Origin of the sequence: Allobosea sp. BK604, assembly GCF_004341515.1 — a bacterium.
GTDB lineage: Bacteria > Pseudomonadota > Alphaproteobacteria > Rhizobiales > Beijerinckiaceae > Allobosea.
Genome location: NZ_SLZF01000001.1, coordinates 619,493 through 640,412 on the forward strand (window position 1 = coordinate 619,493; position 20,920 = coordinate 640,412).

Below are 20,920 nucleotides of genomic sequence, written 5' to 3' on the forward strand. Positions count from 1 at the left end.
GAAGGACGTTGCCAGCGATTTCTTAAACGAGACTTAACCTTACCGCTTAACCACGATTTTTCGTGAAAATTATATTGCCGGCTGGCAAGGTGGCATCTCCACAGCCTCGCCAAGGGCAGATTTCGCAAGGTCTAGAAAGCAATGAGGCCGGCGAACCGGCCTCCGTACTACCCGGCTTTCAGGTTGCCGCCTCAGGCCGCAGCCTTGGTCACCGCCTCGACGACATCGTCGACGGCGCGCATGACCAGGTCACGGTCGTCGCCCTCGGCCATGACGCGGATCACCGGCTCGGTGCCGGACGGGCGGATGACGAGGCGGCCGCTCTCGCCAAGCATCTGCTTGGCCGCCTCGATCGCGTTGACGACCGGCTTTTCCGTCAGTGGCTGGCCCTGCTTGTAGCGCACGTTCTTCAGGATCTGCGGCAGCGGCTCGAAGCAATGGCAGACCTCGGAAACCGGCTTGTCCATGCGCTTGACCACGGCGAGGAGCTGCAGCGCCGCGACGAGGCCGTCGCCGGTGGTCGCGTAGTCGGAGAGGATGATGTGGCCGGACTGCTCGCCGCCGAGATTGTAGCCATGCGCGCGCATATGCTCGAGCACGTAGCGGTCGCCGACCGCGGTGCGCGCCAGCGACAGGCCGAGGCCGGCGAGATAGCGCTCCAACCCGAGATTCGACATTACGGTGGCGACGATGCCCGGCTGCGACAGGCGGCCATCTTCCTGCCAGCTGCGCGCGATCACCGCCATGAGCTGGTCGCCGTCGACAACATGGCCCCGCTCGTCGATGATCAGCACGCGGTCGGCATCGCCGTCGAGCGCGATGCCGATATCGGCGCGCAGCTCGCGCACCTTGGCACTGATCGCCTCCGGCTCGGTCGAGCCGACATCCCTGTTGATGTTGAAGCCGTCGGGCTCGACGCCGATCGCGATCACCTCGGCGCCGAGCTCCCAGAGCGCCTCGGGCGCGACCTTGTAGGCGGCGCCATTGGCGCAATCGACGACGATGCGCAGGCCCTCGAGGCTGAGATTGCGCGGCAAGGTGCGCTTGGCGAACTCGATATAGCGGGCATGGACGCTGTCGATGCGCTTGGCTCGGCCAAGCAGCGGCGAGGTCGAGAGATGCTGCGACAGGTCGGAATCGATCAGCCTGGCGATCTCGGTCTCGACCTCGTCATTGAGCTTGTAGCCATCGGGGCCGAACAGCTTGATGCCGTTATCCTCATAGGGGTTGTGCGAGGCCGAGATCATCACGCCGAGATCGGCGCGCATCGAGCGCGTCAGCATCGCGACCGCCGGCGTCGGCATCGGGCCGAGCAGCATCACATCCATGCCGACCGAGGTGAAGCCCGCGACCATGGCATATTCGATCATGTAACCGGAAAGGCGGGTATCCTTGCCGATCACCACGCGGTGGCGATAGTCGCCGCGATGAAAGGCGATGCCGGTCGCCTGGCCGACCTTCATCGCGAGGTCGGGTGTGATCACGCCATTGGCGCGGCCGCGAATGCCATCGGTTCCGAAATATTTGCGCGTCATGTGTCTTGGATCCAGATCGGGCAGATCACCCGCGTAAATCGCTACGATTGAGCGTTTCTATAGCGGAAATGGGTTTCCGCCTTCTCACAATTTGTGACGAATCTTTTCTTGATTCCGGCTGAAGAGGAACCCGACTCGCCCTGCCCGCACCGCCATTCGCAATGTGATCCAGATCACGGCATCCCGAGGCGAACCGGGGGCAGACTGGCCGCGGTTGGATCGACATGAGGCTCCAGATGCGGCGCGCGATGGCAATCATGGCTTCGATGCCGCCTCTGATCTTGGCTTCCACATCGGGCGCGTTCGCCGGCCCAAAGGAGGACGCTTTCGAGGCGGTCCGGAATTGGGCGGCAGCATTCAACGCCAGCGATGTCGACAGGATCATCGCGGCCTATACGCCGCAAGCCTCGGTACACGGCACCATGGGTACCAGCCTGGCCGTGGGACCCGACGCCTTGCGCGCCTATTTCGGACCTGCCGCCCGCCGCCGCAGCCAGGTCAAGCTGGCAGAAGATGGCGCCGAGGCCATGACGGCCCTTGGTGACGATCAGGTCGTCGCGGCCGGCTTCTACGAATTCTCCGGAACGCGCCCGGACGGCCAGGCCTTCACAGCTCCGGCCCGTTACACCTTCGTCCTGATCAGACAGGACGGCGCCTGGCGCATCGCCCACCACCACTCCTCGCCGCGTCCCGCGCAATAGCGACGACCCGAACAGCGAAAGGCGGCCGCGAGGCCGCCTCCGATGCGTTCCCGGCTGAGCCGAGAAGAGGCCATTCGAGAATTCGCTGGCGCGTCAGAACGAGCGCGCCAGCCGGTAGAATTCACGAGCAGTCTCAGGCCTGCGGCTGCGGCTCCAGCCCGGCATCGGGCTCGTCGCGCTTGCGGCCACGACCGGCGCTCGGCACGGCCGAGTGGCGCGGGCCGGACGGCGTCTCGTCGATATCGCGCGAGGGCCGCTTGCCGGCGATCAGGTCGCGGATCTCGTCACCGGTCAGCGTCTCGAACTCGAGCAGCGCCTCGGCGATCTGCACGAACTCTTCATGGTGCTCGGTGATGATCGCCTTAGCGTCGACATAGCCCTGATGCACGAGCTTGCGCACTTCGCTGTCGATCTTCTGCGCCGTCGCCTCTGAAACGCTCTGGGTCCGCCCCATCGACATGCCCAGGAAGACCTCTTCCTGGTTGTCGCCATAGGCGACGAGGCCGAGCTCGTCGGAATAGCCCATCTGCGTCACCATCGCCTTGGCCATCTTGGTGGCCTGCTGGATGTCGCCGGTGGCGCCCGAGGTGATGTTCTCCTTGCCGAAGGTCAGCTCCTCCGCGACGCGCCCGCCCATGGCGACCGCGAGCTGCGAGGTGAACTCCTTGTACTTCATCGAATAGCGGTCGCCCTCCGGCAGGAACTTGACCATGCCGAGCGCGCGGCCGCGCGGGATGATCGTCGCCTTGTGCACGGGGATGCCTGCGGGGACGTAGAGGCCGACAATGGCGTGACCGGCCTCGTGATAGGCGGTCAGCTTCTTCTCCTCCTCGGACATGGCCATCGACTTGCGCTCGGCGCCCATCATGACCTTGTCCTTGGCGTCCTCGAACTCGGCATGGGTGACCATGCGCTTGCCGCGGCGCGCCGCCAACAGGGCCGCCTCGTTGACGAGGTTCATCAGGTCGGCGCCGGAGAAGCCGGGCGTGCCGCGGGCCAGGACCTTGAGGTCGACATCGGGGGCCATCGGCACCTTGCGGACATGGACGCGCAGGATCTTCTCGCGGCCGGCGACATCGGGGTTCGGCACGACGATCTGGCGGTCGAAGCGGCCCGGGCGCAGCAGCGCCGGATCGAGCACGTCGGGCCGGTTTGTCGCCGCGATGATGATCACGCCCTCGTTCGGCTCGAAGCCGTCCATCTCGACAAGGAGCTGGTTCAGCGTCTGCTCGCGCTCATCATTGCCGCCGCCAAGACCGGCGCCGCGATGACGACCGACCGCGTCGATCTCGTCGATGAAGATGATGCAGGGCGCGTTCTTCTTGGCCTGCTCGAACATGTCGCGGACGCGGCTGGCGCCGACGCCGACGAACATCTCGACGAAATCGGAGCCCGAGATGGTGAAGAAGGGCACATTGGCCTCGCCGGCGACAGCGCGCGCGGTCAAGGTCTTGCCGGTGCCGGGAGGGCCGACCAGCAACACGCCACGCGGAATCCGGCCGCCGAGGCGCTGGAACTTCTGCGGGTCGCGCAGGAACTCGACGATCTCGGTCAGATCTTCCTTGGCCTCGTCGATGCCGGCGACATCCTCGAAGGTGACGCGGCCATGCGCCTCGGTCAAAAGCTTGGCCTTCGACTTGCCGAAGCCCATCGCGCGGCCGGCGCCGTTCTGCATCTGGCGGGACATGAAGATCCACAGGCCGATGAAGATGACGAAGGGCAGCGAATTGACGAGCAGCGCCATGAACCAGGGCGTGCCTTCCGACGGCGCGCGAGCCGAGACCTGCACGCCCTTCTGCGCCAGCGTCTTCAGCAGCGCCGGGTCGCTATAGGGGACGTAGCTCACGAAGCTGCGGCCATCCGAGAAGGTGCCGGAGATCTCCGGTCCCGCCACCACGACATTCGAGATGCGTCCAGCCTCGGACTCGTTGATGAGCTGGCTGTAGGGGATCTCGTTGGTGCTGGTGCGCTGGCTCGGGCTCTGGAACAGCGTCACGAGCGCCAGGACCAGCAGGAAGATCACCACCCAGAGGGCGAAGTTACGGAAGTTCGGATTCATCACCAGTCCGATCGGGCCGCCCGGTCCAACCGGTCTAGGCCAAGGGTTTCAGGCATTAATCTAGGAGCGGCAAGTCCCCTTGCCAAGTGAACAAAAGGCCGGAAACAGGCTCAGCGTGCGGCAGAGTGAATACCACGTCTGCGCAAAGGCTCCCGCGACAGCGTCAGCACGCCCTTGCGATCGAGAGCCAATACACAGCCCGATAATGTCCGTGTCATGGCCGCGCCCCGGCCAGCAGCGGCGATCAGCGCGCCGGCGCAGGCCTCCAGCCGCTCGAGACGGGGCAGATTCCTGCCTTCCGTACCCGCGACGGTCTCGAGCCCGCGCGCGATCAGGCGCAGCACGATTTCCTCCGGCTCGTCAGCGAGCGCGGCCAGATCGAGCTGGAGGTTGTCCCCGGCACCGGATGGCCTCAGGCCCGGCAGCAGGGACACGACGCGATGCGCCAGCGCTGCTTCCAGGCGGGCGAGGCGCGACGCCAGGGTCGCGAGCCGCTCGGAACTCAAGCCCTCCTCGGCGAGAAGCGGCAGCAGCCCCCGCCAGCGCACTCGCTCGAAGCGGGCATCGGCATTGCTCGGATCCTGGATGACGGACAGCCCGTGCCTCTCGGCTGTTGCGATCAGCCGCGCCTTCGTCAGGCCGAGCAGCGGCCGGGCCAGTTCGACCGCGCCCTTGCGGACCCGCGCCCGCATGCCGACGAGTCCGGCCGGACCGGAGCCGCGCGCCATCCGCATCAGCATGGTCTCGGCCTGATCGTCCAATGTGTGCGCCGTCACCAGCACCGCTCCTCCCAGGCTCAGGGCATGCTGGGCGAGAAGGCTGTAGCGGGCCTTGCGGGCGCGCTCCTGGATGCCGGAGGCCGGCTTCGGTCCGCTCCAGCGCAGGATGGCATGCGGCACGTCAAGCTTGCGGCAGAGCGCGGCGACCGCTTCGGCCTCGGCCGCGGAAGCCTCGCGCAGGCCATGATCGACCGTTGCGGCGTAAAGTGCGGGGCGGCCCGGCCGCCTGGCCCATTCGCTCAGCAGAGCCAGCAGCGCAACCGAATCCGGCCCGCCGGAAACGGCGACGAGCAGGCGCGCTTCATCGGCCAGCCCGGCGAACAGCCTCGCCGCTTCGCCGGCCGGGACCGGCTCGTTGCCAGGATGCTCCTGGACCAGTGCGCTCAAGCGCAGCGGGCGCGGCGCTGCTCGCGCTCGACACCTTGACGCACGGAGTTGGAAGCGCCGGGATAATCGACCGAGACCTTGGCGAAGGTCGCGCAGGCCTGGTCGCGTGCGCCGAGCCCGTTCAGCGCGACGCCGAGCTTGAGCAGGCTGTCGGCGGCCTTGCCGGCCTTCGGGTAGTCGCGCGAGATCTTCAGGAACTGCTCGGCCGCCTCGCGATAGCGCTGGCGCTGCAGATAGCTCTCGCCGAGCCAGTAGGTCGCGTCGGCGGCAAGCCGGTCACGCGGATAGCTCTGCAGGAACTGGCGAAAGCCCATCTCGGCCTGCTCGTATTCCTTGCGCAGCACATAGGCATAGGCCGTGTCATAGGCTTCCTTCGGGCTCGGCGCCGCGCCGGTTGCGGCCACGCTCGGCGCGCCGCCGCGCTGGGCCGGCGCCAGCGCGCCCTGCGGCACGGGCCGGCCCACACCCTGGATGTCGAGCGGGCCCTGCCCGCCACCGCCGGCATAGTCCTCCTCGATGATCCCCTCGACTCCGCCGCCGAGTGGCCGCGGCGCGCCAGCGGCCTGGGGCTGCCCATTGGGATCGAACGCGTCGCCGCGGCGCTGACGGCCGGGCTGGGCCGCCGGCGGTTGCGCCGCAGGCGGCGGCGCTGCATTGCCCGAACGGCCGCCGCCACCGCGCTCGTTCAGGCGGAAATCGACATCCTCCTGGAACTTGCGCAATTGCTCGGTCAGCCTGCGGTTCTCGAACTGCAATTGCTCGATCTGGCCGGAAAGCTGCCGCACCTGGTTTTCAAGCCGGCCTGTGCGCACGGTCAGTTCGGCGGCATCCTGAGCCGATGCCGGCACCGCCATCACCGAGGCCGCCAGGCCAAAGCTCAGCGCCGCGAGAACGCTGCGCGCGCGAGACCGCGTGCAGTCAAGAAGTCGGACGTCTCTAGCCATCATGAAAACCGCGTTGCCCCCGTGTACGATGCGTTATCACAGCCCGTCACCACGGCCAAAATATGAAAAAGCCTACGCTTTCGCTGAGGAAAGCGCAGGCATCTCTTCAGTATCTCAAGTTCGTGCGCCGGCAGAGACCGTCCGAGGCAGACGACCTCGCCAGTCGAAATCGAAAACGGGCTCAGACGCCGCCGGCGCCGTCCAGAACCGTCACGGCGCGGCGGTTCTGCGACCAGCAGGAGATGTCGTTGCAGACCGCAACCGGGCGCTCCTTGCCGTAGGAGACGATGCGCATTCGGTTGGCCGGGATGCCGCGCGAGGCGAGATAGTCGCGCACGGTCTGGGCACGGCGGGAACCGAGCGAGTAGTTGTACTCGCGCGTACCGCGCTCGTCGGCATGGCCCTCGATGGTGAAGGTGTAGCGCGGATAGCGCTGCAGCCAGGCCGACTGCTTGTCGAGCGTCGCGACCGCGGTCGAGGTCAGATCGGTCTGGTCGGTCTCGAAGAAGACGCGGTCGCCGACATTGACGACGAAGTCCTGGGTGCTGCCCGGAGTCGCAGCGCCGCCGGCGCCGAACCCGCTGCCATCGGCGTTCTGGTCCTTGGCGCAGGCGCCGAGCGCAAGCGTCGCGGCGATGGCTCCGGCGAAGCGGACGGCACGACCGCTGGCAAGCATGGATGAGAGCATGGTTCGTCTCCAGGGCGTCGAAATAGGGAGCGGGCCAGAGGGCCTCGCGTAGATTTCATCAATGATGCGTCAACCTAAACGAGACCTTGCCAGAACAAGGCGAAGTGGCGGCATTGCGGCGTATGGTTAACCAATTGCAGCGAAATGCTGCATTTCCGGCCGCGTTGCATGAATGCATCAGTTTTGCCGGTCGATCCGCGTCTTCAATTCATCGGCAAGCCGATTCAACACGCTCTCAGGCAACTCGACCGAGCGCAGCAGCCAGCTCCACTCCTTCAGTCCGAAATGCAGCCGGAACCGTTCGCCGGGCGCGGCCGCCATGTCCGATTCCAGCGAGAAGCGGGTCGGGCCCGTAAAGCCTGCCGCGCCGAATGCCGCCCAGACGTCGCGCCAGCTCTCGAGTCTGGGGAACGCGGAGCCGGTCCCCAGGATGTCACCCGCTCCGGTGGAGACCCGCTGCCTGGTCACCAATCCGGCGATCGCGTCAAGCGTCAGGTGGTCCGAGACGATCGCCGTGACATAGCCGCCGATCACGCTCGCCACCATCTGGCGGCTCATCGGGTCGAGGCCGCGTGCCTGTGGATTCCGGGCGACAAAGGCCCGAACGATCTGGCGCGCGAAGCTGGCGCGCAGATCGTCGACATCGATCCGGGCGAGAACCGCCTCCGTCCTGCCCGCATGGGCCGCCGAGGCGAAACGGGCAACCGCCACATAGGGCGAGATCCAGTAGCCCAAACCGGCCAGGAGGATGACGGCAGCTAGGATTCTGCCAAATCGGCGCCGCGGACGAACCGGCCGGCTCAGCTCGGGCTCGCCAGTAGAAATGGGCATCCAAGCTCCTGACGCGACGGGCAGCGGCCGGCAAGGGCCGCCCTTTCCCGTCAACGATACCCGCCGACGTCAGTTCCGGCGGGTCGGCAAGGCAGCCGTTAGCGAGCACTCGTCAGCAGCGGCGACCAGCTCGGATCGGAGGCGAAGGCCGGCGTCGGCACCGGCACTTCGACGCGCCCGGTGATATCGACCATGTAGAGCTTGCCGCCGGACTGTCCGCCGGGATCGCGGAAGAACATCAGGTACTGGCCGTTCGGCGCCCAGTTCGGCGCCTCGTTGTGGAAGCCCTCGGTCAGGATGCGCTCGCCCGAGCCGTCCGGCCGCATCACGCCGATGGCGAAGCCGCCGCCGCCCTGGCGGGTGAAGGCGATGAGGTCGCCGCGCGGCGACCAGGAAGGCTGCGAATAGGAGCCTTGGCCGAAGGAGATGCGCTTGCCCTCCCCGCCGCCGGCACCCATCAGATAGAGCTGCTGAGAGCCGCCGCGGTCGCTTTCGAACACCATTTGTGCGCCGTCCGGCGAGAACGAGGGCGAGGTGTCGATCGCCGCGGTAGAGGTCAGCCGCGTCGTGGTCCGCGAGCCGATATCGATGACGTAGAGATTGGCATTGCCCCCCTGCTGCAGGCTGAGAGCGATACGCGCGCCATTCGGCGAGAAACGCGGGCTCGTCGTCATGTCCGGGAAATTGCCGACGATCTGGCGTTGGCCGGTCTCGATATTGAGCACATGCACGCGCGGCTGCTCGCCCATGCGCTGCGACATGTAGGCCACCTCCTGCCCCACCGGCGAGTAGCGCGGCGTCACCACCGAGACGTCGCCGTTGGTCAGGTAGCGCACATTGGCGCCATCCTGGTCCATGATCGCGAGGCGCTTGCGGCGATTCTCCTTCGGGCCCGACTCGTCGACGAAGACGACGCGCGTGTCGAAGAAGCCGCCAACGCCGGTGACCTTGGTGTAGATCGCATCCGAGATGATGTGGCCGACGCGACGGCTGTTGTTCGGATCGGTGAAGTACTGCTGCCCGTCGATCTGCTCGCCGGTGACGACGTCCCAGAGTCGGAACTCGGCCTTGAGCCTGCCGCTGCCGTCGCGCGAGACGCGGCCGGTGACCAGCGCCTGCACGCCGACCGCCTTCCAGGCGTCGAATTGCGGCACGGAATCGAAGGGCGGGTTCTTGTCGGGATGGCGCGCCTTGTCGATCGGCTGGAAATAGCCCGAGCGCTTCAGGTTGTTGGTGATGACACCCGAGACCAGCACACCGCTCTCGCCGCCGAAATCGGCGATCGCGATCGGCATGGGCTGGAACGTGCCCTTGCGCAGGTCGATGACGAGTTCGGCGCGTGCTGCTGCCGGCACCAACAGCGATGCGGAGACCGCCGAGCCGGCGAGCGCCAGCGCGCTACGGCGCGTCAACCCTTTATGAGAGGACGGGCGAGCGCCGGTGGTCAATACGGTGCGATGGGTCAGGGTCACAGCACGTCCCTTGCGTCGAAATTGACGACGACGTCGCGCCAGTCGTCATAAAATGAGGCGAATTGGGCCGGAATCCGCAGCGGTGCGCAACGGCGCGTCGCGGTCAGTGCGGAATCGGCAGCGACCCGGAAAAGCGGGTCGGAGGAGGAGTTGATCACGCCGGGCGTGCCGATCAGCGAGCCGTCGGTGTTGAGCTTCATCCGCACGGCCGGCACGACCGCGCCCTTGGCGTTGGCGAGGCCGATCGGCACGTTCCAGCACTTCAGCAGCTGGTCCTGGATGATGCCGATGAGCTGCGCCCGCAAGGACGGGCTGAGCTTCTGCGACGAGCCGCGCTCGGTGCCGAGCGACGCGGTGCGGTTGACCTGCGGCGCGGCCGAGCCGGTCGATTGCGCCGGCTCCTTCGACTGCAGCAGCTTGTCGATGGCGTTGACGTTGAAATTCTTGGCGACCTCGGCCTCGCGCTTGGCCTTGGCTTCGGCCTCGGCCTTCGCCTTGGCGGCCGCGGCGATCTTGGCCTTGGCTTCCGCTTCGGCCTTGGCCTTGGCGTCAGCCTCGGCCTTTTCCTTGGCGGCCTGGGCAGCCGCGACCTTGGCCGCCTCGGCCTCGGCCTTCTCCTTGGCCGCCTCGGCGGCCTTGGCCTCGGCCTGCGCCTTGGCCTTCGCCGCTTCGACCTTGGCTTTCGCCTCTGCGTCGGCCTTCGCCTTCGCTGCGGCCTTGGCGTCTTCCTCGGCCTTCTTCGCCTTCGAGGCGAGTTCGGCCTCCTCGGCGAGCTTGGCCAGTTCCTCGCGCTTCTGCTCGGCTTCCTGCGCGGCCTGGGCCTCGCTCTTCTGCGGCGGCGCCTTGGCCGCCTCCGGAGCAGGCTTGGGCTCGGGCTTGGGCGGCTGCGGCGTGGGCCGCGGCGGCGGCATCGGCGCCGAGGCGTTGTCGTCGGCGACCTTGAGCTCGGGCGGGCGGGTCGGTGGCGCCGGCGTGTCCTGCTTGGCCTCGCCCTGCTCCTTGCGCTCGACGATCTCGGACTGGCGCTCGGCGCGCGGCAGCGGCTGCTCCTGGACCTTCTCGGCCTTGCGCTCGCCGCGCGTGACCTGGTTCAGCGCGCTCGGATCGATCACCTCGACCGCGATCGCCTCCTCGTTCTCCGGCAGGGGCGTCGGCGACGAAAACGCCAGCAGCCCCGCGACGAGGAACGCCACGTGGCCAAAGGCAGAGACCGCCAATCCCGGTTCGGAGCTCGAAAGCTTCACGCCTTAACCGCCCTCGCCTAAACCGTATTCAGCGCGTCGCCGGCTCGGTGACGAGCGCGACGCGCTTGAAACCTGCCGAGGTGATGGTCGACATCACCGAGGCGACACGCCCGTAATCGACCAGCTTGTCGCCGCGCACATAGATCCGCTCGTCGAAGCCCTGCTTCGCCAGCCCCTGCAGCCTGGTCACCAGGTCCGGCTCCAGCGTCGGCTGATCCTGCAGGAAGATCTGGCCCTTGCTGTCGATGGCGATGGTGATCGGCTTCTGGTCGACATTGATCGGCTTCGCGCCGGTCTGCGGCAGGTCGAGCGGCACGCCGGTCGCGATCAGCGGCGCCGCGACCATGAAGATGATCAGCAACACCAGCATGACGTCGATGAACGGCGTCATGTTGATCTCGGCGATGGCGCCGTGGCGCCGGCCACGTCTCCCGCGTCGTCCCCCGGCCTTGGCGCCGGCTGCTGCGGACATTCCCATTCCGTCAGCCCCCTTATGCCGCCAGCCGCTCGTCGATCTGCCGCGACAGGATCGCGGAGAATTCGTCGGCGAAGGCCTCGAGCCGGTTCTGCGCCCGGGCGACCTCGGCCTGCAGCTTGTTATAGGCCATCAGCGCCGGAATCGCGGCGAAGAGGCCGATCGCGGTGGCGAACAGCGCCTCGGCGATGCCGGGAGCGACGACCGCGAGCGAAGAATTCTTGGAGACCGCGATCGCGGTGAAGGAATGCATGATGCCCCAGACCGTGCCGAACAGGCCGATGAACGGGGCGGCCGAAGCGATGGTCGAAAGCACGAGCAGCTTCGATTCGAGCCGCTCGGTCTCGCGCTGGATGGTGACGTCGAGCACCTTGTCGATGCGCTGCGACAGGCTGGCGACCGAGCGCCCGCCATTCTCGAAGGAGCGCTTCCACTCGCGCATCGCCGCGACGAAGACCGCCGCCATGTCGTTGACCGGCTTGCTGGCGAGATCGCGATAGAGCTCCTCGAGCGAACGTCCCGACCAGAAGATCTCCTCGAACGCGTCCATGTCGCGCCGGGTGCGGCGGTAGAGCAGCGTCTTGTCGATGATGATCGACCAGCACCAGATCGAGGCGCTGATCAGCCCCAGCATGACCAGCTTGACGACGATATGGGCGTGCCAGAACAGCGTCCAGAACGACATGTCGATCTGCGGCGCGGCCTGCGCAACGTCAGCGGGGTTCATCCTGTCTTCCTTCTGCCTGGGCGTCCGGCGCTTCCTGATGAAGCCCCACACAGCCCCGCCGCACGCGTCGCGGGAAACCCGCGCCGCCGCCCGATCCGCGATCCGGGGAATTTGCCGATAGCGTCAATCGCCTGTGAATCCGGCGAAAGATGGGCCGAAACGGGGTTTCCTGCGAAGCGCATGCTCGCTTTCGAGTTAAGCACCCGGCAAGGTTAATGCCGGGTTTAAGCGCGGCCGCAGCGGTAACCTGCCGCAGGCGGGACCCACCATTCTTCTAGAAAAGCCGATCGAGGAACGCAGCCGCCTCGCCGGAGAGACCGACGATCTTGTTCGTGGCCTGGCGGTAGAACTTGAAATTGAGCTCCGTTCCCGGCTGGCCATCGTCCCAGTCCGTGAGTCGTTTCAGCTCGCTCCGCCCCAGTGGCTGCCTGGCGAGTCCCGTGCGCCTGATCGACAGGCTGATGCGCGGCGTCTGCCTGATAGTGCCGGGCTTCTTCGCGAGCGCCTCCACCGAGGTGACGACCCCGCGCGCAACGAGGCCGCGCCCACCCTCGTTCTCGCTCGCGAACAGAAAGATCTCGTCGCCCGCGGCTATCAGCTTGCCGCCATACATCGTCTTCTGCGCGGTGAAGGCAAAGGTCTCCGCCAGTGGATCGCTAATCTCGGCTTTGATCGCGAAGGCCATGCCCCTTCCCCTCCTACCGGCCGGCCGCCATCAATACTCGGCGTAGATCTCGATGATGTTCTCCTCCGGGTCGCGGAAGAACAGCGTGCGGTGGCGCCAGCTCGGCAGGTCCGTGGGTTCCCGGAGGATCGGCACGCCGGCGGCGATCAGCTCGGCATGGCAGGTGTCGAACGCGGCAGGCGGGACGCGGAAGGCGAGTTGGATCGCCGCCGCGCCGGGCAGGATCTCGCCATCGTCGCACACCGCCCAGACGCCGCGCGGCCGCAGCGCCAGAAGCGAGGAGCCGATGCGAAAATCGACCCAGGTCTCGCGGTCCGTCTCAATGGGGAATTTCATTACGTCGCGATAGAAGGCCCGCGTCTGCGCGAGCTTGCGGCAAAGGATGACCGTGTAGTCGAGATTTCGGATGTCACGAAGGCTCACGGCGTCGTCCTGGCGCGAAGACTGGCAGGCAGAATCGCATCGTAGCCGCACGAACCGCCAAGACCATAGGCTGCAACGAAAAGCCCGCCTCGTTGCCGAGGCGGGCTGTTATCTTTGGCAGGCTTGAGCTGAAAGCGTCAGGCGTTGGGCGCCGGGCTCTCGTCGCCGCCCGAGCGGCGCTGGGCCATGAACTGGTCGAACTCGGCCTTGTCCTTGGCCATGCGCAGCTTGCCCAGGAAGTCCTGGAACTCGCGCTGCTCCTCCTCCAGACGGCGCAGCGTCTCCTGGCGGTATTCGTCGAAGGCGCGATTGCCGCTGGACGGGCCGCGGCCCCAGCCGCCGAAGCCGCCACCAAAGCTCCCGGGCTGTCCGCCACCCATGCGCTCGCGCAGGCGCTCCATCTTGTCCTGCAAGCGGCTCATGCGGTGCTCATACCGCTCACGTCCGCAACCATATCCCATGCGTCCACTCCCAAACAGAAAGACCAGGGTCGCCAGACCCAATGGCCACCAGACGATGAAGCCGAGCACGGCGAAGGCGAGCCAGGCGCCTTTTCCGTATTCATCAAGCTTGGCAACGATCGGCATCGATCCCTCTCGAACTGATGGCAGCGACGGGTGCCGCTGCCGGGCCAACCTCCCCGATCGGCAGCGCCGATCGTTGTGAATGTAAATCACATTTACATATCTGGCCGCGACTGCCAAGCCTTTCAAGACGGCCTGAGCGAATTTTTGCGCGAGAACTCAGCCGGCCTTGTCGGGTGGAAGTCCCAAACCCTTGAGATAGATCAGCATTCCGGCTTCCAGCAGATCGGAGGCGGACATCGGCAGGGGGCGCCTGCCGGCATCGCCGCGGCCGAACAGGGCGGCGACGCCATGCGACATCGCCCAGATATGCAGCGCCATCATCAGCGCGGGCGGGCGTTCTCCCTGCGGCAGGGCGGCGATCAGCGTCTCTGCCGCATTGCGCAGGACCAGGAAGGCGCGGTCGGCCGCCGCGCGCAATTCGGCATTGGCATCGAGCGGCACGCCGGCCTCGAACATCGCCGAATAGAAGGCGGGCTGGTCATGCGCGAAGGCGAGATAGGCTCGGCCGAGTCGGTGAAACGCAGTTTCGGCATCCGGTTTGCCGCCATCCCAGGCCTTGACCAGATCGGCCTCGAAGGCGCTGAAGCCGCGCACGGCGACATCGGCAAGCAATTCGTCGCGGTCGCGATAATGCCGGTAGGGCGCGGCCGGGCTGACGCCGGCCATGCGCGCGGCCTCGGCGAAGGTGAAGCCGCTCGGCCCCTTCTCGCCGATCAGCCCGAGCGCCGCCCGGATCAGCGCCTCCTTGAGGTTGCCGTGATGGTAGCCGCGAGGCTGCCCGGAATCGTCGCGTTTCCAGCTCATGTTAAGGCCCCTAACATGGGCATGGGCCAGCGTCGATGCCAGCTCGGTCCGTCAGATGATCTCGAGTCCGAGGCGGTGGCGCAGCCCATCAGGAATGCGTCTTGCCCGCCCGCCGCCGACGCAGGCGACCTTGACCTGAGCGGTCACGAGAACCTCCTCGCCGCGCAGCACGCGCTGGGCGACGTCCATGGTCGCACCGCGCGCGGCCGTGGCCTGCGTCTCGACGAGCAGCATGTCGTCCATCACCGCGGGCTTCAGGAAATCGATCGCCATATGCCGCACGGCGAAGCCGAGCGCGGCATCGCCGTCAAACAGTTCGCGCTGCTCGACACCGAGCGCCCGGATCAGCTCGGTGCGGCCGCGCTCCATGAAGCGGAGATAGGAGGCGTGGTAGACGACCCCGGAGAAATCCGTGTCCTCATAGTAGACGCGGATGGAAAGCTGGTGGACGGCGCTCATGTTGCTCCGCAGGCCTGATTGAATTCGAAGCGCCCTTTTGACCGGCCGGCGCTGCGAGGACAACCCGCTCTCCGCCCTACCCTCGACCCAGATCGCCGGCTAAGCTGCCATGATCGACAGCCCCGCAAGGAGAAACGGCATGGCCATCTCGCTCAAGGCAATCGAACGTCTTCTCGATAAATCGGAGCTTCAGCTCTTCGCCCGCACCCGCCGGAGCACGATCGACGCGGCAAGCGACGCCGAGCTGACCGACCTCGCCAGGCAGATCCGCGAACGGCGCGACCGCGCCCGCGGCATCGCCCGCCAGCAGCGGCGCGAGATGAGGCGCAAGGCCGAGCCGCAGGGAACGCGCCCGGCCTCCGACAATAGCGGCACCAAGGCCAAGGCCGACGCGCTGACGGCCGCACTGAAGCGTGTCGGTGCCGAGCGCACGCGCCGCGCCGAGAAGCTGAAGGCACCGAGCCAGCGCAGCCTGGCCCGCAAGGCGCTCGCCTTGAAGCAGCGGGAGGCGGCCGCCAAGAAGCCTCCGGCGAGCCGTCAGGCGGGCAAAGGCATGAAATCGGTGCCGAACCCAAAAGCCGGAAAATCAGGCGCGCTCGACCATGCCGGCCAGCGCTCGGCGATGCACCGCGCGAAATTCGCGCGCTAGCGCATTTTCGAGCGAAGTGGCTACCGGTTCGCGTGAAGAAAATGCGTCGAAACAAAGGGATGGAGTATTTCCGCGATTCCGAGAATCGCGGAAATATTATAGCCGCCGGCTCAACGCTTGCAGGGCTTGCCCATGAAGGAGCCGCAATCATAGGGCTGCGAGAGCCCTTCACGGATCGAATAGGCCTTGCCGTCGATCTGGTCGACGATGTCGTCGATGCGCCAGCCGCCGTTCTCGCGGATCATCTGGAAGTGGACGGTGACCGGCCTGCCGAGGCTGCGGAAGCTGGCCGCCACCGTTGCCTTGCCCGCCGCGACGGGAATTGTATCCAGGCTGAGCTTCTTGATCTCGCCGTCCTGGCCGTTGAGGAAGGGGTCGGCGCCGATATTGCCCATATCGCCGCTCTCCTTCTGATAGAGATCGTCGCGAGCGAAGAGCTCAGCGAGGCTGCGGCTCATCAGCCGGTCGCGATGCGGCGAGCGCCAGGCCGGTTGGCCGCGCCCGGCAAGCGTCTTGATCGTAACGGCATAGCCCTCGGCGACCGGCCCGCGTGGCGTGCTGTCGTCGGCATGGGCGGGAACGACCGCGAGCGCGACGAGTCCGGCAAAGCCAAGGAACGGGCTCCGACGGCTCAAGCCTCCTCCTCCCCGTCCCCGAACAGCCCGAACTGCGCCGTCTCGCGGTTCGGTTCGGGCATGCCGAGATGGCGGAAGGCATGCGGGGTCAGGAGGCGCCCACGCGGCGTGCGCTGGATGAAACCCTGCTGCAGCAGGAAGGGCTCGATGATCTCCTCGATCGCGTCGCGTGGCTCGGAGAGCGAGGCGGCGATGGTCTCGATCCCGACCGGCCCGCCGCCGAAATTGACCGCGACCGTGGTCAGGTAGCGCCGGTCCATCTGGTCGAGGCCGATCGCATCGACATCGAGCAGGCCGAGGGCCTTGTCGGCGACCTTGCGCGTCACAATCGGATCAGCGTCGACGATCGCGAAGTCGCGCACGCGGCGCAGCAGCCGCCCGGCGATGCGCGGTGTGCCGCGCGAGCGCTTGGCGATCTCGTTGGCGCCGTCATCCGACATCGGCACGCCAAGCACGCGGGCGCCGCGTGCGACGATGCCCTGCAACTCCTCGACCGTGTAGAATTGCAGCCGGACCGGGATGCCGAAGCGGTCGCGTAGCGGCGTCGTCAGCAGCCCGGCACGGGTGGTGGCGCCGACCAGCGTAAACTTGGGCAGGTCGATCTTGACCGAGCGCGCCGCCGGCCCCTCGCCGATGATCAGGTCGAGCTGGTAATCCTCCATCGCCGGATAGAGGATCTCCTCGACCGCCGGGTTGAGCCGGTGGATCTCGTCGATGAAGAGCACGTCGCGCTCCTCGAGATTGGTGAGCTGCGCCGCGAGATCGCCGGCCTTGGCGATGACGGGGCCCGAGGTCGAGCGGAAATTGACCCCGAGCTCGCGCGCCACGATCTGCGCCAGCGTCGTCTTGCCCAGGCCCGGCGGGCCGACGAAGAGGACATGGTCGAGCGCATCGCCGCGGGAGCGCGCCGCGTTGATGAACACCTGGAGATTGGCACGCGCCGCCGCCTGCCCGGTGAAATCGGCGAGCGAAAGCGGCCGCAGCGAGGCGTCGCTGTCGTCGTCGCGGCGTTCGGCCGTCACGAGGCGGCGAGGTTCGGTCAAAGCGTGATCTCCAGCTCCAGCGCGTCATGCACCGGAATATCCCTGTAGCCGGTCTTGATGATCGTCGGAATCACCGAGCGATAGGTGTCGATCGCTTCGAGATAGAGCCCGGACAGGCGAAAGCCCTGGCGCTGGTAGAAGGTCAGGCCCGGCATGTTGTCATTGGTCAGCATCGCCTTGAGCCTGGAGGCGCCGGCGGCTTTGGCCGCGCGCCGGACCTCATCCAGCATCCTGATCGCCACGCCCTCGCCCGGCCTGAACGAATGCAGCGCGCAGAGATAGGCCGTTCCCTCGCGCAGCGTCCAACTCGCCAGCGCCGCCGTCTCGCCCTCCGGCGTATAGAGGCCGAGCGCGTCGATCTCCGAAACATCGTAGGTATGGAGCCCGATCATCATCTTGTAGGAGCCCCAGGCGCGCATCATCACCGCCAGGAGCTGGCTCTTGTCCGTGACGACGCGCAGGGTGAGATCGAAAGGCTCGCTCATCCGGTTGCCTCGCCTTTCATGTCGAGTTGCAACGGGCTCAGGCGCAGCGCCCACCCCCGGCCATGCGGGGCTTTCACTTCGCCAGCTCCTTCAGGCCGAGTTTGATCAGCTGGGCCGTGCCGGCCCCCTCGCCCGCCGCCTTCGCGGCCGCCGCGACTGCCGCCACCGCCTGCGCCTGCGGATAGCCGAGATTGGCCAGCGCGGAGACGGCATCGCTCAAGGCCTGAGGCAGCTTCTTGTCCTCCAGAGCGCCGGCGAGTTGCACCACGCCGGGGTCGATATGGCCGAAGGCCGGCGCCTTGTCCTTGAGCTCGGCGCAGAGGCGCTGCGCCAGCTTCGGCCCGACGCCGGGCGCGCGCGCCACCGCCGCCTTGTCATTGGTGGCGATCGCGGTCGCCAGCGCGCCGGGATCGAGTGTCGAGAGAATGGCGAGCGCCACCTTGGCGCCGACGCCCTGGACCACCTGCATCAGCCGGAACCAGTCGCGTTCGACATCCGACAGGAAGCCGTAGAGCCGGATCGCATCCTCGCGCACATGCGTCTCGATGGAGAGCGCCGCCGCCTCGCCGGGCTTGGGCAGGCGCTGCAAGGTCCGCGACGAGCACTGCACGACGTAGCCGACGCCCTGCACATCGAGGATGACATGATCCTCGCCATAGGAATCGATCAGCCCCTTGAGCTTGCCGATCATCGTCCGCTCCGCCTCGTTCTCATGCTCGCGCGCCAACCTTTCACGAGGCTGCCCGCATCTGCGCCGTCAGCGTCCTGATGCCACGATGCTGCGCATGGCAGATCGCGACCGCGAGCGCGTCGGCGGCATCGGCACTCCTAGTCTCGGCCTTCGGCAGCAGCACGCGGATCATCATCTGGACCTGCTTCTTGTCGGCATGGCCGACGCCGACCACCGTCTTCTTGACCAGGTTGGCGGCATATTCGGCGACGCTCAGGCCTGCGATCGCCGGCACCACCAGGGCTATGCCGCGGGCCTGGCCGAGCTTCAGCGCCGATTGCGGATCGCGATTGATGAAGGTCTCCTCGACCGCCGCCTCGTCCGGCTCGAACGCGGAAATCACGCCGGCGATGCCTTCGTGCAACTGCTTCAGCCGCTCGGCCAGCGGCCGCTTGTCGTCGCTCTCGATGCAGCCGCAGCCGATGAAGGAGAGCTTGGTTCCTTCCGAGGCGATCACGCCCCAGCCGGTCTTCCTCAAGCCCGGATCGATGCCGAGGATGCGAATCGCCATGGTCATGGTTTGTACTCTAAAGCGCGTTCCGCAAAAGTGGGCACCACTTTTGCGGTGAGAACGCGCTCTCAGCTTGATTCGGCGCGAAATTGTCCGTTACCGCCTGATCGATGTCCCCGGTTCATCGATGCCATCACGATGACGGGGGTTGATCGTGCTGCATCTTTCCCGTTGGTGGGGAGAATATTCTCCGCCTGCCCGGTTCGATGTCCGAGACCCTCGCCCTGCTCTTCCCCAATCTGACCGCTTCCGGCATCGCCACCATGCTGGGTGCCACCCTGCTCGGCGGGCTGGTGCGCGGCTTCACCGGCTTCGGCTTCGCCATGGTGTTCATGCCCCTGGCGAGCCTTGTCCTCGGGCCCGTCGCGGCACTCGGCCTGATCTGGGTGATCGACCTGCCCTTCGCGCTGCCGCTCGCCGCACGCTCGGCCAAGCGGGCGGAATGGAGCGAGGTCATTCCGCTGCTGATCGCCGCCACGCTGACGCTGCCGCTCGGCCTCTGGCTGCTGACCTGGCTCGAGCCGAAGACGATGCGCTGGATCGTCGCCCTGCTCGTCCTCGCCGCGGTGACGCTCATGGCCTCCGGCTGGCGCTATCACGGCCGCCCCGGCATTCCGCTGTCGCTCGGCGTCGGCTCGCTGTCCGGCCTGTTCAATGGCCTCTCCAGCATCGGCGGCATGCCGCTCGCCGTCTTCTGGCTCGGCGCCCAGCGCAATGACCGCCATAAGGCGCGCGCCAACCTGCAGACCTATTTCGGCCTCTCGACCATCGTCAGCGGCATCATGCTCTGGCTGAAGAGCATCATCACCGCCGCCTCCCTGGCGATGGCGCTGCCGCTCTTCGCGATCTATGGCGCGGGCCTGTGGATCGGCACGCATGCCTTCCGCATCGCCTCGGAACAGACGTTCCGGCGGATCGCCTATCTGGTGATTTTCCTGAGCGCGCTGATCAGCCTGCCGCTCTGGGACGGGCTGCTCGGGCGCTAAAGCATTTTCGAGCGAAGTGGAGATCGGTTCGCGTGAAGAAAATGCGGCAACACAGATAGATAGAGCACCATCGCGCCGTCATGCTCGGCCTTGTGCCGAGCATCCACGTCTTGCACGCCATTTTGCATCGACCAAGACGTGGATGGTCGGGACAGGCCCGACCATAGCGAAAGAGGCAAGTCGCTTCGCGAGTGAGGGTTAGGCGCTCAGCTTCGCCATGATCTCGTCGGCGATCTCGAAATTGGCGAAGACGTTCTGGACGTCGTCGTCATTGTCGAGCGCCTCCATCAGCCGCATCATCGAGGCGGCCTTCTCCTCGTCGAGCGGAGCGGTCGTGGTCGGGCGCCAGACCGGCTTGGCCGAGGCGGGAGCACCGAGCGCGGCTTCGAGCGCTTTCGACACCTCGTTCAGGCTGTCGAAGCCGCAGGTGATCGTGTGGCCGTTCTCGTCGCTTGCGACATCGTCGGCGCCGGCCTCGATCGCCGCTTCCATCACCTTGTCGGCATCGCCGGCCTCGGGCGGATAGGTGATCTCGCCGACGCGGTTGAACATGAACGAGACCGAGTTGCTTTCGCCCAGTGCCCCGCCCGCCTTGGTGAAATAGGAGCGCACCGCGGATGCCGTGCGGTTGCGGTTGTCGGTCAGCGCCTCGACGATGACGGCCGCGCCGCCCGGGCCGTAGCCCTCGTAGCGCACCTCGTCATAGTTCTCGCCGTCATTGCCGGCGGCCTTCTTGATGGCGCGCTCGATATTGTCCTTCGGCATGTTTTCAGCGCGTGCCGCCAGCACGGCCATGCGCAGGCGCGGGTTCATGTTGGGATCGGGCAAGCCCATCTTGGCGGCGACGGTGATTTCGCGCCCGAGCCGCGAGAACAGCTTGGAGCGCACCGCGTCCTGCTTGCCCTTGCGGTGCATGATGTTCTTGAACTGGGAATGCCCGGCCATGGAAACGTGAGCCTCTGTTCCTGCTGTCATAGCGCCCGGCCGGCCGAAACGATCGGGAAGGGCGAAGATCGGGCCTTATAGGCGCGCGCCTCGCCGGCAGGCAAGCAGCACTGCATTTGAAGCGGCTGCCGGAAAT

Annotated in this window: 24 protein-coding genes; 3 read left to right on the top strand and 21 right to left on the bottom strand. The window is 66.6% G+C overall.

Translation table 11 applies throughout. The features are described 5' to 3' along the window. Positions 1-191: 191 nt before the first annotated feature. On the bottom strand, positions 192-1,535 hold the full coding sequence (gene glmM / locus EV560_RS03065; RefSeq protein ID WP_131853863.1) for a phosphoglucosamine mutase: 1,344 nt from the start codon (positions 1,533-1,535) through the stop codon (positions 192-194). 236 nt (positions 1,536-1,771) lie between these two features. Here glmM and EV560_RS03070 point away from each other — a divergent pair, with 236 nt between their 5' ends. After that, positions 1,772-2,236, top strand: a complete 465-nt coding sequence (locus EV560_RS03070; RefSeq protein ID WP_165923296.1) for an SgcJ/EcaC family oxidoreductase — start codon at positions 1,772-1,774, stop codon at positions 2,234-2,236. Between the two features lie 133 nt (positions 2,237-2,369). On the opposite strand, the gene ftsH is transcribed toward EV560_RS03070, so the two are convergent. The 14 genes from ftsH to ybgC all read right to left on the bottom strand — a co-directional run bounded on the left by ftsH (position 2,370) and on the right by ybgC (position 14,800). Then, a complete protein-coding gene (gene ftsH, locus EV560_RS03075; RefSeq protein ID WP_131854709.1) occupies positions 2,370-4,295 on the bottom strand; it encodes an ATP-dependent zinc metalloprotease FtsH in 1,926 nt (641 codons plus the stop codon). Between the two features lie 110 nt (positions 4,296-4,405). After that, on the bottom strand, positions 4,406-5,461 hold the full coding sequence (gene tilS, locus EV560_RS03080) for a tRNA lysidine(34) synthetase TilS (protein ID WP_131853867.1): 1,056 nt from the start codon (positions 5,459-5,461) through the stop codon (positions 4,406-4,408). Continuing rightward, positions 5,458-6,315, bottom strand: a complete 858-nt coding sequence (gene ybgF / locus EV560_RS03085) for a tol-pal system protein YbgF (RefSeq protein ID WP_248311867.1) — start codon at positions 6,313-6,315, stop codon at positions 5,458-5,460. Before ybgF ends, tilS begins: the two co-directional genes overlap by 4 nt. A 271-nt stretch (positions 6,316-6,586) precedes the next feature. Further along, the gene (gene pal / locus EV560_RS03090) at positions 6,587-7,093 is read right to left on the bottom strand and encodes a peptidoglycan-associated lipoprotein Pal (protein ID WP_207907934.1); all 507 of its coding nucleotides are present in this window, start codon (positions 7,091-7,093) and stop codon (positions 6,587-6,589) included. A gap of 177 nt (positions 7,094-7,270) precedes the next feature. Beyond that, positions 7,271-7,978, bottom strand: coding sequence for a DUF2939 domain-containing protein (locus EV560_RS03095; protein ID WP_131853871.1), 708 nt, complete (start codon positions 7,976-7,978; stop codon positions 7,271-7,273). A gap of 44 nt (positions 7,979-8,022) precedes the next feature. Further along, positions 8,023-9,336: a Tol-Pal system beta propeller repeat protein TolB gene (gene tolB / locus EV560_RS03100; RefSeq protein ID WP_131853873.1), complete on the bottom strand. Its 1,314-nt coding sequence runs from the start codon at positions 9,334-9,336 to the stop codon at positions 8,023-8,025. 56 nt (positions 9,337-9,392) lie between these two features. Next, positions 9,393-10,640, bottom strand: a complete 1,248-nt coding sequence (tolA, locus tag EV560_RS03105) for a cell envelope integrity protein TolA (RefSeq protein WP_207907935.1) — start codon at positions 10,638-10,640, stop codon at positions 9,393-9,395. Positions 10,641-10,668: 28 nt separating this feature from the next. Continuing rightward, positions 10,669-11,118 carry an ExbD/TolR family protein gene (locus EV560_RS03110; protein ID WP_207907936.1) on the bottom strand — a complete coding sequence of 150 codons (450 nt, stop codon included), beginning with the start codon at positions 11,116-11,118 and terminating at the stop codon, positions 10,669-10,671. 13 nt (positions 11,119-11,131) lie between these two features. Next, positions 11,132-11,842: a protein TolQ gene (gene tolQ / locus EV560_RS03115; RefSeq protein ID WP_131853877.1), complete on the bottom strand. Its 711-nt coding sequence runs from the start codon at positions 11,840-11,842 to the stop codon at positions 11,132-11,134. 274 nt (positions 11,843-12,116) lie between these two features. After that, positions 12,117-12,527, bottom strand: a complete 411-nt coding sequence (locus EV560_RS03120) for a hypothetical protein (protein WP_131853879.1) — start codon at positions 12,525-12,527, stop codon at positions 12,117-12,119. Positions 12,528-12,557: 30 nt separating this feature from the next. Continuing rightward, positions 12,558-12,950, bottom strand: coding sequence for a VOC family protein (locus tag EV560_RS03125; RefSeq protein WP_131853881.1), 393 nt, complete (start codon positions 12,948-12,950; stop codon positions 12,558-12,560). 137 nt (positions 12,951-13,087) lie between these two features. Beyond that, a complete protein-coding gene (locus EV560_RS03130) occupies positions 13,088-13,537 on the bottom strand; it encodes a DUF2852 domain-containing protein (protein WP_131853883.1) in 450 nt (149 codons plus the stop codon). Between the two features lie 156 nt (positions 13,538-13,693). Then, positions 13,694-14,341, bottom strand: coding sequence for a TetR/AcrR family transcriptional regulator (locus EV560_RS03135; RefSeq protein WP_131853885.1), 648 nt, complete (start codon positions 14,339-14,341; stop codon positions 13,694-13,696). Between the two features lie 51 nt (positions 14,342-14,392). After that, positions 14,393-14,800: a tol-pal system-associated acyl-CoA thioesterase gene (gene ybgC, locus EV560_RS03140; RefSeq protein WP_131853887.1), complete on the bottom strand. Its 408-nt coding sequence runs from the start codon at positions 14,798-14,800 to the stop codon at positions 14,393-14,395. A 139-nt stretch (positions 14,801-14,939) separates the two neighbouring features. On the opposite strand from ybgC, the gene EV560_RS03145 reads away from it, so the two are divergent. After that, a complete protein-coding gene (locus tag EV560_RS03145) occupies positions 14,940-15,449 on the top strand; it encodes a hypothetical protein (protein ID WP_131853889.1) in 510 nt (169 codons plus the stop codon). A 110-nt stretch (positions 15,450-15,559) separates the two neighbouring features. Here EV560_RS03145 and EV560_RS03150 read toward each other — a convergent pair whose 3' ends face one another. From EV560_RS03150 to ruvC, 5 genes are all read right to left on the bottom strand, one after another. Further along, positions 15,560-16,084: a DUF3828 domain-containing protein gene (locus EV560_RS03150; RefSeq protein WP_131853891.1), complete on the bottom strand. Its 525-nt coding sequence runs from the start codon at positions 16,082-16,084 to the stop codon at positions 15,560-15,562. Next, positions 16,081-17,127 carry a Holliday junction branch migration DNA helicase RuvB gene (gene ruvB / locus EV560_RS03155; RefSeq protein WP_131853893.1) on the bottom strand — a complete coding sequence of 349 codons (1,047 nt, stop codon included), beginning with the start codon at positions 17,125-17,127 and terminating at the stop codon, positions 16,081-16,083. Before ruvB ends, EV560_RS03150 begins: the two co-directional genes overlap by 4 nt. Then, positions 17,124-17,612: a GNAT family N-acetyltransferase gene (locus EV560_RS03160; protein WP_131853895.1), complete on the bottom strand. Its 489-nt coding sequence runs from the start codon at positions 17,610-17,612 to the stop codon at positions 17,124-17,126. The genes ruvB and EV560_RS03160 overlap by 4 nt, the downstream gene beginning before the upstream one ends. 73 nt (positions 17,613-17,685) lie before the next feature. Then, on the bottom strand, positions 17,686-18,303 hold the full coding sequence (ruvA, locus tag EV560_RS03165) for a Holliday junction branch migration protein RuvA (RefSeq protein ID WP_131853897.1): 618 nt from the start codon (positions 18,301-18,303) through the stop codon (positions 17,686-17,688). Between the two features lie 40 nt (positions 18,304-18,343). After that, positions 18,344-18,859, bottom strand: coding sequence for a crossover junction endodeoxyribonuclease RuvC (ruvC, locus tag EV560_RS03170; protein WP_131853900.1), 516 nt, complete (start codon positions 18,857-18,859; stop codon positions 18,344-18,346). 200 nt (positions 18,860-19,059) lie between these two features. Between ruvC and EV560_RS03175 the strand changes: the two genes are divergently transcribed. Continuing rightward, positions 19,060-19,839, top strand: a complete 780-nt coding sequence (locus EV560_RS03175; RefSeq protein WP_131853902.1) for a sulfite exporter TauE/SafE family protein — start codon at positions 19,060-19,062, stop codon at positions 19,837-19,839. A 198-nt stretch (positions 19,840-20,037) separates the two neighbouring features. On the opposite strand, the gene EV560_RS03180 is transcribed toward EV560_RS03175, so the two are convergent. Next, positions 20,038-20,784: a YebC/PmpR family DNA-binding transcriptional regulator gene (locus EV560_RS03180; RefSeq protein WP_131853904.1), complete on the bottom strand. Its 747-nt coding sequence runs from the start codon at positions 20,782-20,784 to the stop codon at positions 20,038-20,040. Positions 20,785-20,920: the final 136 nt, after the last annotated feature.